Annotated in this window: 7 protein-coding genes and 10 tRNA genes; 5 read left to right on the forward strand and 12 right to left on the reverse strand. The window is 41.8% G+C overall.

All coding sequences use genetic code 11. From position 1 onward, the window contains the following. Nucleotides 1–104: 104 nt before the first annotated feature. Together OCU77_RS10620 and OCU77_RS10625 are read right to left on the reverse strand one after the other, a co-directional pair. A complete protein-coding gene (locus tag OCU77_RS10620; RefSeq protein ID WP_048900692.1) occupies nucleotides 105–2,558 on the reverse strand; it encodes a collagenase in 2,454 nt (817 codons plus the stop codon). A gap of 238 nt (nucleotides 2,559–2,796) precedes the next feature. Continuing rightward, the gene (locus tag OCU77_RS10625; RefSeq protein ID WP_048900693.1) at nucleotides 2,797–3,585 is read right to left on the reverse strand and encodes a hypothetical protein; all 789 of its coding nucleotides are present in this window, start codon (nucleotides 3,583–3,585) and stop codon (nucleotides 2,797–2,799) included. A gap of 604 nt (nucleotides 3,586–4,189) precedes the next feature. On the opposite strand from OCU77_RS10625, the gene OCU77_RS10630 reads away from it, so the two are divergent. Next, complete coding sequence (locus tag OCU77_RS10630; RefSeq protein ID WP_048900694.1) at nucleotides 4,190–5,095, forward strand: hypothetical protein; 906 nt, start codon at nucleotides 4,190–4,192, stop codon at nucleotides 5,093–5,095. A gap of 67 nt (nucleotides 5,096–5,162) precedes the next feature. Here OCU77_RS10630 and OCU77_RS10635 read toward each other — a convergent pair. From OCU77_RS10635 to OCU77_RS10675, 9 genes are all read right to left on the reverse strand, one after another. After that, a tRNA-Cys gene (locus OCU77_RS10635) sits at nucleotides 5,163–5,236 on the reverse strand. A 50-nt stretch (nucleotides 5,237–5,286) separates the two neighbouring features. Then, nucleotides 5,287–5,373, reverse strand: a tRNA-Leu gene (locus tag OCU77_RS10640). 79 nt (nucleotides 5,374–5,452) lie between these two features. Beyond that, nucleotides 5,453–5,528, reverse strand: a tRNA-Gly gene (locus OCU77_RS10645). 6 nt (nucleotides 5,529–5,534) lie between these two features. Beyond that, nucleotides 5,535–5,608: transfer RNA gene (locus tag OCU77_RS10650), tRNA-Cys, on the reverse strand. 52 nt (nucleotides 5,609–5,660) lie between these two features. Next, nucleotides 5,661–5,747, reverse strand: a tRNA-Leu gene (locus OCU77_RS10655). 214 nt (nucleotides 5,748–5,961) lie between these two features. Continuing rightward, nucleotides 5,962–6,037 (reverse strand) — tRNA-Gly (locus OCU77_RS10660). 6 nt (nucleotides 6,038–6,043) lie between these two features. Further along, nucleotides 6,044–6,117 (reverse strand) — tRNA-Cys (locus tag OCU77_RS10665). A gap of 52 nt (nucleotides 6,118–6,169) precedes the next feature. Then, nucleotides 6,170–6,256 (reverse strand) — tRNA-Leu (locus OCU77_RS10670). A 90-nt stretch (nucleotides 6,257–6,346) separates the two neighbouring features. Beyond that, nucleotides 6,347–6,422 (reverse strand) — tRNA-Gly (locus OCU77_RS10675). A gap of 693 nt (nucleotides 6,423–7,115) precedes the next feature. Here OCU77_RS10675 and nirB point away from each other — a divergent pair. From nirB to cobA, 4 genes are all read left to right on the forward strand, one after another. Further along, on the forward strand, nucleotides 7,116–9,665 hold the full coding sequence (gene nirB, locus OCU77_RS10680) for a nitrite reductase large subunit NirB (protein WP_048900811.1): 2,550 nt from the start codon (nucleotides 7,116–7,118) through the stop codon (nucleotides 9,663–9,665). Further along, nucleotides 9,662–9,988, forward strand: a complete 327-nt coding sequence (nirD, locus tag OCU77_RS10685; RefSeq protein ID WP_048900810.1) for a nitrite reductase small subunit NirD — start codon at nucleotides 9,662–9,664, stop codon at nucleotides 9,986–9,988. The genes nirB and nirD overlap by 4 nt, the downstream gene beginning before the upstream one ends. Nucleotides 9,989–10,129: 141 nt before the next feature. Then, complete coding sequence (gene nirC, locus OCU77_RS10690; RefSeq protein WP_048900809.1) at nucleotides 10,130–10,954, forward strand: nitrite transporter NirC; 825 nt, start codon at nucleotides 10,130–10,132, stop codon at nucleotides 10,952–10,954. 90 nt (nucleotides 10,955–11,044) lie between these two features. Further along, nucleotides 11,045–11,887: a uroporphyrinogen-III C-methyltransferase gene (gene cobA, locus OCU77_RS10695; protein ID WP_048900808.1), complete on the forward strand. Its 843-nt coding sequence runs from the start codon at nucleotides 11,045–11,047 to the stop codon at nucleotides 11,885–11,887. Between the two features lie 117 nt (nucleotides 11,888–12,004). On the opposite strand, the gene OCU77_RS10700 is transcribed toward cobA, so the two are convergent. Beyond that, a tRNA-Cys gene (locus tag OCU77_RS10700) sits at nucleotides 12,005–12,078 on the reverse strand. Nucleotides 12,079–12,093 lie beyond the last annotated feature (15 nt).

Consider the following 12,093-nt stretch of genomic DNA (forward strand, 5'->3'; position numbering starts at 1 on the left):
TAGATCATTAACAAGACACAAAATGAGTAAGTCATATTGCCATTTAAAAGTAGCCAGCAAAAACGCTGGCTACATATTAATGATTCAATCATACCTTCAAGCTACTATCGACAGCCTTTATCAAAGTCGACAACAATAGCTGCATTTTCAAATTCACCAGAGATTTTTAGGTAACCCCAATACTGGTTTTGCCAGCTTAAAGTAATGCATTCATCATTACCTGCATTATCAGACCAAGCATGTAAATTTGAACCATTAGGCCAATCAAAATTACTGTACTCTAGTTTCAAGTTGCCAGTGCCATTTGCTGTAGTAATTGACATAGTTTGATGTTTATTTACTTCTGGAATACTTAACCATATTGGTTGATGAGACCCCAAGCAAACAACCTCTCCAGCCGTTAGCCTTCCACTTGTCACTTTATTTTCTACCGCGCAATTGATAGGAAAACGATCTTGCCCCCCCTCCTGAGAGATGGTGATAGACGTAGATGCTGTTGCACTTAAACCAGAGTCATCCGTTACCGTCAAAGTAACCGTATAAGTGCCTTTGTTTGAATATTGGTGGATTGGGTTGGCATCTTGACTACTTGCTCCATCCCCAAAGTTCCACATATAACCAACAATCACCCCATCACTGTCTGTACTATTCGCACTGCTAAATGGGATATCCATTCCTACTTTCCCATTCGTCGAGGCACTTATCACCGCTTTAGGTTCACCTGAATGATGAGAAATTAAATCTTGCTGCCATTGTTCAAATTCAGACTGGTACTGATGTTCCCACCCCTGAATAACCGCTTTATAACCAGCCCAATCACCCGCTCGTGTTTCAACCAACATACGATTAATTTCATTCTTATGCTGACTAAACATGAAGCGAACTGCCAAGTAACCCCAACGATAAATACGATCCACATCAAAACCATCATAAGTGGTTTCAAAGATCTGCCCCAGAGTGTACACGCTACCATCTTTAATCGTGTCTAACGCAGCTGGGTTATTGTCTTCATTCGCGACATATTCAGCGATCCCTTCACTCCACCACACAACTTTCTCTGTTGGTGAACCAAAGTTACCGTACATATTGAATCGACCATCTAAATAATGAACATATTCATGCTCTAAATTCCAAACATAATGGTCAGGGTTTGCTTTTGGTGCCTCATATGCAACGAAATTAGGAACATTACCTGGTTTAGAAGGATCACCTTCAAGGTACATACCACCATTATCAGTATTAATGCCAAAAATAACGCCCGCATATTTTTGATAGTCGTTACTTGAATTAAATATATTCACCTGTAGCTGAGTATTAACATCATCTTCAACTGGTTGATTACCTGTTTCTAGCAGAGTATGGAAATAACTTTCTTCATAACCTAATTTGTCACAGGCCGATTGGTGTTGCTCAGATGTCATATCTTGCGACAAAATACGCAAGCTATCACTGCAGGTGTAGCTTTGTGAAAGCACTAACTTTTTGAGCTTAGGCTCAAAGTCACAAATACCATACTCAGAACAATCAGAATAATATGACGTCGTATCAGCGGTTGCTAACCAAATGGCATCTCCATAGCCGTACATATTGTAACGATTGAAGATTTCTTTAATTTTTGATTTAACCAATGGCTGAATAGCGGTGTTTTTGTACATGGTGAATCGACCTAACTCACGCCCAGCATTTGCCGCCATAGATTCATCATCAGCTCCAATCGCAGATTGCTTCAATGCAAAATTAGCCAACGCATATACCAAATTAGTTTGTGAGCCAATAGTATTCACAAACTCCTTATTCCATTGACCACGGTATAGCAAAGTGAATATACCATTTACCGCTTTTCGCATTGACCAATGCTTAGCATAATTTTGGTTCCAACGAGTCAACCATTGCGTAATAACATGAATATACTCATGCTGTAGATTGGCGCTATCAATAGTAGTGAGCATTTCACTCAGCACTTTGCCGTGCTGATCACTATTTTCATAAAAATTGCCGTTATTAACAAAAGCATCAAGAGCTTCTTTGACCGCTGGTGTCACCCAAGCTGAGAAGTTGATGCTTTTATTGTAATACTCAGCGTAGTAGCCCGCACGTAAATACAAATATAACGCTTGCAGGTCTTTACTGCCGCCACCATTATAAGATCTTGCTAATTGTGCGGTATGTTTTGCAGCGTTATACATATTACCTGAATCAAAAGCAGCAACTTGTATATCGCTACTTGCTGAAAAGAGCTTATTGATACAATCTGTGCCTTGTTCTTTTATTGCATCACTGATATTTGATGCATTAACAAAAGCGTTCAAATCACACGTTTCCACGGCATCAAATGCAGAAACTCGATTCATGCTAACAAATTTATCTGACTCTTCATTAGTTTGCTGAGGCAAAACCGCAACGGGTGAGCGCTCGATTAGTTGGGATTCAACACCATGTGTATGGTGATACTGCAAATCCTGATTTTCAACCATTTGTGATGTTGGTTCACTATATGCGTTTACATTTAAACTCAAAAGTAAACCAACCAATACTAAGTTCAATTTATAGATTTTCATATATATTCTTCTTTAGTAATGGTTTCAATTGTACCGCTACAACTCCGGTACTCCGTTTGAATTATCCAACTGCATCTCAAATATATATGAAGATTAAAACCAATAGATAAATTTAAGAATCAAAATAATGAAGTATCAATTTTTAGCACTCTTGGTTTCAACCTTTGATATTCATTAAAATATACAAGGTCTAATCACACCACCACATAAAATAAACTTATATGTAAATCACATTTTATTATCCCCTTTTCCTGTTTATCTCCTGCTGGCTTAAAACAACCCTAGAAGCCTGTTTAAGCAACTCTTTATCAATTTCAATTAACCCATCTGAGAAAAATATTTGTTTTCCGGGTGTAAAGCGAACCAACACATTAACTAACTCTCCTTGTTGATTTTCCATGTTTGCCGCATGTATCTCACTAATTCTACTATCGATTTTCTCCTCAAGTTGTTGCTTTTGCTCTGGCGTCATTAACACTCGACCCTGGCAAATGGCTGACGGCACATCATCGGATATCGATTCATGAAGAAAGCGTTGCTTGAACAAGTTATCTAATACACTTCCCTCCTCGATAATAAAACGACGATTAGATTGCGAAGCAATTTCACGACCATGGATTTCGATATACCCCAACGTTTCTGCGATAACCAGGTACAACCGTAAACTTTCAGTTGATAATTGATATCGCTTTGCAACTTCATCAGGATGTTGATTTCCGGATGTAATCATATAAATAAAGTCCAACAAGTAAGGATGTTGAGCAAAAAATTTGCTTTCCTCACCTTTTAAGAAATATTCATTTTTCTTTTGCAACTTTCGTGCAGTATTAGACAATTCAACTAAGTCGGTATTTAAATGAGAGGCATATAGTAGAACTTTATCCAACCCTAGTGACGAACTATGCAAATGACGCTTAACCGTAGAAAGTGGAATACCTGTCTTTTGGGATAATACAGTATAACAAAGCCCTTCTTTTTTTATTTTTTTTCGAATAGCAGCAAGGATAAACTCTGGCCCTATATACATTAATTCCTCCTTGAGTTAAAGAATAAAGGCAAATAGCTTTTAATTATAGACCGTAATATTTAACGAGTAATAAGAATGCACCACTAACCACTATAAATTAAAGATGAATCATTAACATTAAGCGACTGATTCCATTATTAAGTAAAAAAACCAAAACTTTTATAAAACAAATTGGATTTTCAAAAAGCATCTCATTAAATATATTATTTAACCAAGTAAAAGAAGATAAAGTTATGTAAATAACCCATGAAATATTTTTATTAAGATACACAGTAAAGTTAATTCTGAAGTTTCCATTTAATGTACTTAAGCAATAAGCACACTAGCGCCAAGTCACATCAAAAGTGTAGCGTAGCAGCAAACGATCCCTTCAATCTAAGAATTCTATTTTGTGTGCAGCAACCTAACATTGCATAAATGCCACTAGAACAGTGTTCAAAAAAGGACCTAAGATAACCAGGCGATATTAAACACCATTCATAACAATTTGAATAATGAACAAAACAGCCAGCCAAATAAGAAGGCTATCCAACTCAACGACGGCCTAACTGTCTTATCCGCTTGGTGAAAATTAATACTCAGCTTAATCACAAAAGGACTCATTATGAAAAAGTTATCAGTTATAGCACTTGCTACCTTAGGCTTATTGGGAAGTAACGTTGCATCAGCAGCAGAGCACAGTCAATCACTCGCCCAACCTAACGCAGCTCCAGTTCACTACACCAACCCGGCTAAAGATTTTTTGTCATCAAAACTAGGCCTATCGCCAAGTGATGTGGAAATGCTCTTCAAGTATCACGAGAAAACAGTACTGGAGGAATTTCGCAATAGAGACAACCTACTATTTGGCAATATTGTCCCACTAAATAGCTCATCGTTTATGGCTCCAAATACCATAGGTAACCAACCCATTGGTGCTGGCTACCACCTAGTCAATTGGGATAGCCAATCCATCGCCGCATTTAAAGATACGCTAGGTCGTGTTGTCTTTTTGATGAACACCCCTGAATTTCGCAAAGACTTTAATCTTAGTCTTTTCACCGTTAAAGCACAGAGCTCAGTGAATGTCTTAATTCCGAGCAGCTATGATAAGTTTAAAAGCTACGTCAATCAAACAGCGATAAGCTATGGAAATCATGTAAAGGCTTATGTATCAGACTCTCATACAGGAAGAGCATGGGGCACTAATGGTCTTTTGATCGAGTTCGAACAATCTGGCATAGGTGCGGATCTAATCGCTCATGAGATGATGCATGGTGTGGGTTACGCTCACGATGGTGCTTATAACGGCTGGAATGACAACATTCCATATTATGTACAAACTATTCTCTCTCGCAATGAAAGCGCATCAGATATTTGTGATAATGGACTATCAAAATGTGAAGGCAATATGATTAATTCAGGTGTGCCATATAATAGTCAATATAATGATACTTACCGATCTGCAAGCAAAGAAACTGACCCAACATCTCTCGCATTGTTAGGTAAGTACTTTAACCACGTTAGTTAAGGCTCTTACTAACGGAACACAAAACGAAAAAAAGCCCCAGCATTTCTGCTAGGGCTTTCTTTTTATATGGAGGCGCGTCCCGGAGTCGAACCGAGGTCCACGGATTTGCAATCCGCTGCATAGCCACTCTGCCAACGCGCCATATTCTTTTTACTTATAATCGCCTATGGTAACGATATCAGTATATTAGATGGTGCCCCGGGCCGGACTTGAACCGGCACAACGCGAACGTCGAGGGATTTTAAATCCCTTGTGTCTACCAATTCCACCACCAGGGCACGCAATTCTTTGCGATGCGCTAACTGAAAAGTTAAACACCATCTTTGTCTTACTACTATACGCAATCAGACTTTATATTGGAGCGACACACGAGGTTCGAACTCGTGACCTCAACCTTGGCAAGGTTGCGCTCTACCAGCTGAGCTAGTGTCGCTTAATATGGAGGCGCGTCCCGGAGTCGAACCGAGGTCCACGGATTTGCAATCCGCTGCATAGCCACTCTGCCAACGCGCCATATTTCTTTCTCTACTCAATACCGCCTATGGTAACGATACTAAGGAATAGATGGTGCCCCGGGCCGGACTTGAACCGGCACAACGCGAACGTCGAGGGATTTTAAATCCCTTGTGTCTACCAATTCCACCACCAGGGCACGCAATTCTTTATTGCTATGCGCTAACTGAAAAGTTAAACACCATCTAGATACTGACTTTCAACTAAGAACTATCAATACCGCAAATTTTGGAGCGACACACGAGGTTCCCGATCTTCGAGGAGCTAGGCGTGACCTCAACTTTGGCAAGGTTGCACTCTACCTGCTTTACCTGTGTTTCACTTAACTCATGATTAAATCATAAGTTTTATATTGGAGCGACACACGAGGTTCGAACTCGTGACCTCAACCTTGGCAAGGTTGCGCTCTACCAGCTGAGCTAGTGTCGCTTAATATGGAGGCGCGTCCCGGAGTCGAACCGAGGTCCACGGATTTGCAATCCGCTGCATAGCCACTCTGCCAACGCGCCATATTTCTTTCTCTACTCAATACCGCCTATGGTAACGATACTAAGGAATAGATGGTGCCCCGGGCCGGACTTGAACCGGCACAACGCGAACGTCGAGGGATTTTAAATCCCTTGTGTCTACCAATTCCACCACCAGGGCACGCAATTCTTTATTGCTATGCGCTAACTGAAAAGTTAAACACCATCTAGATACTGACTTTCAGCTAAGAACTATCAATACCGCAAATTTTGGAGCGACACACGAGGTTCGAACTCGTGACCTCAACCTTGGCAAGGTTGCGCTCTACCAGCTGAGCTAGTGTCGCATCAATGTTTCTCAGCGACCTTTGCCGTGAGAACGAGGCGTACTTTACTAGATTCTAAAAATGAGTCAATTAAAAAAATAAACAAATTATTCAATCGGTTAAAAAGCAGCCCCTAACGAATAATATATATTCACATTGGGCAGTGATACCCCAAACAACCTGCTAAAAAACAAGCAGATAACCAGTTTCGCCTACGATCCTTTAAATAATAAAGCTCTACTGCTTTCTCAATTTTGGGGTTAAAACATTAAATAAGCACTATTTACTGAAAGATCACGCTATTTAGTGTGGTTAGTGTTCCCTTCTATAAGAGAGTAATGACCTTTTCCTCGTTATCGCACTCGCTCTATATATAGTAATAAGGATCTATACACTCTGTATTACAGCACTGACTGGCACCAGCCTTATTCGTAACAGTCTTATATAACAAATCGTGCTACACCACCTGAAGCACACTAATGGTGACCTACAAATATTCACAACACAGAAACCAAGCTGTAAATATTTATTCTTTTCTTTCTACATTATGTAGTAAACAAACACCAAAATAGTTCAATTAACACACAAAACATTGATTAAACCGCCGCTACCCCTTTGGGGTTATTTAAAATTGTAGTTGATTTACATCATATTTATTCACAACTCGTCTTATTACTATCAGCTCAGATTTAACGCCTTTGTTAAGAGGATATTATGAGCAAAGTCAGATTGGCGATTATCGGTAACGGTATGGTTGGCCATCGCTATATCGAAGAATTAGTCGATAAGGCAGACATGGAAAACTACGAAGTAACAGTTTTCTGTGAAGAACCACGCATTGCATACGACAGGGTTCACCTGTCTTCTTACTTCTCACACCATACAGCAGATGAACTTTCCCTTGTAAAAGAAGGCTTTTACGAAAAACACGGCATCAACGTTCTTATCGGTGAACGTGCAATCACCATTAACCGCGCTCAAAAAATTATCCATTCTAATACTGGCCGTGAAATTCAATACGACAAGCTGATCATGGCAACAGGTTCTTACCCTTGGGTTCCTCCTATCAAAGGTAATGAAGGCAAAGATTGTTTCGTTTACCGCACTATCGAAGACCTAAAAACTATTGAAGCAACGGCTAAACGCAGTAAGAGCGGTGTCGTTGTCGGTGGTGGCCTGCTTGGGCTTGAGGCTGCTGGCGCACTTAAAGCGCTAGGCGTTGAGACACACGTTATTGAGTTTGCCCCTGTCCTTATGGCGGAGCAACTGGATCCACAGGGTGGTGAACAGCTGCGTAAGAAAATTGAAAAGCTGGGTGTAAAGGTCCACACAGGGAAGAATACTCAAGAAATCCTTGCTGAAGGTACTGAAGCGCGTAACACAATGAACTTTGCCGATGGTACCTCGCTAGAAGTTGACTTTATTGTGTTCTCAACGGGTATTCGTCCACAAGATAAGCTCGCAATGCAATGTGGTTTAGCAACAGGGCGTCGTGGCGGTATCGCTATCGACGATCACTGTCTAACCTCAGACCAAGATGTCTATGCTATTGGTGAATGTGCCTCTTGGAACGAGATGTTCTACGGGCTTGTCGCGCCTGGCTATAAAATGGCACAAGTTGCCGTTAGTCACTTAATTGGTGATGACAACGCATTTGAAGGTGCTGACATGAGCGCCAAACTCAAATTACTTGGCGTAAAAGTCGGTAGTATCGGCGACGCAAATGGCCGTACTCCTAACAGTAAAAGCTACGTTTACCTTGATGAAAACGAAGAAGTGTACAAACGCATTATCGTTTCTGAAGACGGTAAAAAATTGCTTGGTGCAGTACTTGTAGGTGATACCTCTGACTACGGTAATTTACTGCAGTTAAAACTGAATGACATCGAATTACCCAAGCACCCAGATACATTAATCCTACCAGCCCACGCTGGCGCTGAAAAACCCGCTATGGGGGCTGACTCCCTACCCGATTCTGCCGTCATTTGTTCATGTTTTGATGTCACAAAAGGCAAGATAGCAACGGCTGTGGCTGATGGCCACACTACCCTTGGTGAAATCAAAGCAGTAACGGGGGCAGGTACGGGGTGTGGTGGTTGTTTGCCACTCATTACTCAAGTGCTGAATGCAGAACTGGCTAAATCAGGTATCGAAGTGAAAAATCACCTTTGTGAGCACTTCGAATATTCTCGCCAAGAACTTTTTCACCTTATCCGTGTAGAGAAAATCAAAACCTTTGATGAGCTATTGAAAAAATACGGGAAAGGTTATGGCTGTGAAGTATGTAAGCCGACTGTTGGTTCAATTCTGGCTTCAAGCTGGAATGACTACGTTCTCACGCAAGACAATACGCCGCTGCAAGATACCAATGACATCTTTTTAGGCAATATGCAAAAAGATGGCACCTATTCTGTTATCCCGCGTATGGCAGGCGGTGAAGTCACGCCAGCAGGTTTGATGGCAGTAGCGGAAGTTGCCAGTGAATTCAACCTATACACCAAAATCACAGGTGCACAGCGCATTGGTTTATTTGGCGCACAAAAAGATGACTTGCCTGTTATTTGGGAAAAACTGATTGCCGCTGGCTTTGAAACAGGCCAAGCCTATGCAAAAGCCCTACGTATGGCGAAAACATGTGTGGGCAGCACTTGGTGTCGTTTCGGGGTACAAGACAGTGTTGGCTTAGGTGTCGAACTTGAAAACCGCTACAAAGGTATTCGTACTCCGCACAAAATGAAGTTCGGTGTTTCTGGCTGTACCCGTGAATGTGCCGAAGCACAAGGCAAAGACTTAGGCATTATCGCAACAGATGCCGGTTGGAACATGTATGTCGGCGGTAATGGTGGTATGAAACCGCGACACGCTGACTTACTGGCTGCTGACTTAGATAAAGAAACGCTGCTTCAATATGTCGACCGTTACCTAATGTTCTACGTGCGTACCGCGGACAAACTGCAGCGTACTTCGGTATGGCTTGAAAATCTTGAAGGCGGCATCGAATACCTACGCGATGTCATTATCAACGACAAGCTTGGCATCAATGCACAGCTAGAAGCAGATGCAGACAAACTGATTTCAAGCTACCAGTGTGAGTGGACCACCACACTGAGTAACGATGACCAACTAAAACGCTTTAGTCATTTCATTAATTCAGATGAACGCGATAGCAATGTTGTATTTGTCTCTGAACGTGAACAGCACCGCCCTGCGACTGAAGAAGAAAAAGCGCCTATTTATAACATTTCAGTGGAGGAACACGCATGAGCCAGTGGATCACCGTCTGTCAAGTAGAGGATGTTATGCCCGGAACAGGTGTTTGTGCGTTAGTAAATGGTGAACAAGTTGCTTTGTTCCGACCGGATGCATCAGACACATTCTACGCAATCAGTAATATGGATCCGTTTGCTCGCTCTAACGTGTTATCTCGTGGTCTTATTTGTGAACATGAAAATGAGCTTTGGGTAGCAAGTCCACTCAAAAAACAACGCTTCGCATTAAAAGACGGCCGCTGCCTAGAGAATGCAGAAGCATCCATAAAAAGCTATCAAGTACAAGTAGTCAACAGCGAAGTTCAAATCGCGGCTTAAATATTAAACCCTTAGCTTCACGCTAAGATTCAGGGAATTTTGGTTACCAGTTGTCAAAATTCCCTGCTTTTTGGAATAGGTATAGTGGCCATTATCTATCCCAAAAAGATTTCGATTTAAATTTAAGAAAGGAAAACTCGCATGTACGCAGACACGATTAAGAAATGTTCAGCCAATGCTGCTCGTATCGTTGATTTTGCAGATAAGGAAAAATTAGGGTTCTGGCTAAGCTCTGCTATGGCAGGTGCTTATGTTGGGTTAGGGATTATCCTTATTTTTACTTTGGGTAATATGGTCGATCCATCTATTCGTTCCTTAGTCATGGGCGGTACATTTGGTATTGCTTTGACCTTAGTTATTATCGCTGGATCTGAGCTATACACTGGACACACTATGTTCCTCACCTTTGGTGTAAAAACAGGTCAAATTACCCTTGCTGATACCCTACGGGTACTGCCACAAACATGGGCAGGAAACTTAATAGGCTCAGTGGGTGTTGCACTTCTGTTCTTTTACGCTGGCGGCGGAAAGCTACTACCTGATACCAACAGCCTCCTTAACAATGTCGCTATGGCTAAAACATCTGGTTCTGCCACTGCTCTCTTGTTCAAAGGTATTTTATGTAACTGGCTTGTCTGCTTAGCGATCTGGATGTGCCAGCGAGTTGAAGGCTCTGCTAAATTTATCGCCATTTGGTGGTGTTTATTGGCCTTTATTGCCTCTGGCTATGAGCACTCTATTGCCAATATGACTATCTTTGCATTATCTTGGTTCGGCGAACACAAAGAGGCATTTACATTAGCTGGAATTGGTCACAACCTATTATGGGTAACTATCGGCAATACAATTTCAGGTGTCGTATTTATGGGGCTAGGTTATTGGTTTACAACACCTAAAACACAACGTCCAATCATAAAATCTGCAAAAGCAAATGCATCAACAGCAACAGCAACACAAACAGCCTAATTAAGCGTCACGGTGCAGTAGAGATACTGCACCACTAAAAGCCTTAGCTAAGTACGATTTAGTTTCAAATTGCCGAGTGGAGTAAGCCTAATGACAACCGACAATAAAGTTTGCCACCTGACCCCTCAATCAACGATGGGTAAAGTCATATTGGTTGGCGCAGGACCTGGTGATCCTGATCTATTGACAGTAAAAGCACTACGCATGCTCCAGCAAGCTGATGTTGTTGTTTATGACCGATTAGTTTCAAATGAAATTATTGAGTTAATTCCCGAAAAAACAGACCTAATTTTCGTTGGTAAACGTGCAGGGAATCACTGTGTACCTCAAGACGGCATTAACCAAATTTTGGTTGAAGAGGCACTAAAGGGGCAAATCGTTGTTCGATTAAAAGGCGGTGATCCTTTTATCTTTGGCCGTGGTGGCGAAGAGCTTGAAGCGCTGCTTCCTCATGATATTCCCTTCGAAGTCGTGCCGGGCATTACAGCTGCGGCAGGTTGCGCAGCTTATGCAGGGATCCCCCTCACTCATCGCGATCATGCGCAAAGCGTTCAGTTTGTCACTGGCCATCTAAAATCAGAAAAAGAGCAAATCGACTGGTCATCCTTAGCAAGAACAAACAACACATTAGTGTTTTATATGGGCCTAAACCAAAGCGGTGAAATTCGCCGTCGATTAGAAGCACACGGTATGTCCCCACTGACACCCGCTGCGATTGTTGAACGAGGTACAAGCCATAATCAACGTGTACTTCCTTGCTCATTAGAAACATTAGAGATTATTGCGGCGCACGCCGAAAGCCCTGCGCTCATCATTATAGGCAGCGTGACACAACTTGCTCACAAACTGTCATGGTTTGAACCAAAGCAAAGCCTACTAAGTTGCTATAGTGAAATGACTGAAGTAGCAGAAGACAAGCGCGAAATAATCTGATCACCAGCAAGGTTGATCTTTAAAGGGACAGGACTAAGTAGATACAAAAAAGCCAGCAACTAAGCTGGCTTTTCGGACTTTAACCGTCAAACCTCGTAGTGAGATTCGGTATAAATATGGAGGCGCGTCCCGGAGTCGAACCGAGGTCCACGGATTTGCAATCCGCTGCATAGCCACTCTGCCAACGCGCCATTTACAGTGTTCTC

Source organism: Photobacterium swingsii, from assembly GCF_024346715.1.
Taxonomy (GTDB): domain Bacteria; phylum Pseudomonadota; class Gammaproteobacteria; order Enterobacterales; family Vibrionaceae; genus Photobacterium; species Photobacterium swingsii.

Coding starts and splice junctions, on each gene's coding strand:
- nirD (WP_048900810.1), top strand. CDS start 9,662: ATGAGCCAGTGGATCACCGTCTGTCAAGTAGAGGATGTTATGCCCGGA.
- OCU77_RS10630 (WP_048900694.1), top strand. CDS start 4,190: ATGAAAAAGTTATCAGTTATAGCACTTGCTACCTTAGGCTTATTGGGA.
- OCU77_RS10620 (WP_048900692.1), bottom strand. CDS start 2,558: ATGAAAATCTATAAATTGAACTTAGTATTGGTTGGTTTACTTTTGAGT.
- nirC (WP_048900809.1), top strand. CDS start 10,130: ATGTACGCAGACACGATTAAGAAATGTTCAGCCAATGCTGCTCGTATC.
- cobA (WP_048900808.1), top strand. CDS start 11,045: ATGACAACCGACAATAAAGTTTGCCACCTGACCCCTCAATCAACGATG.
- nirB (WP_048900811.1), top strand. CDS start 7,116: ATGAGCAAAGTCAGATTGGCGATTATCGGTAACGGTATGGTTGGCCAT.
- OCU77_RS10625 (WP_048900693.1), bottom strand. CDS start 3,585: ATGTATATAGGGCCAGAGTTTATCCTTGCTGCTATTCGAAAAAAAATA.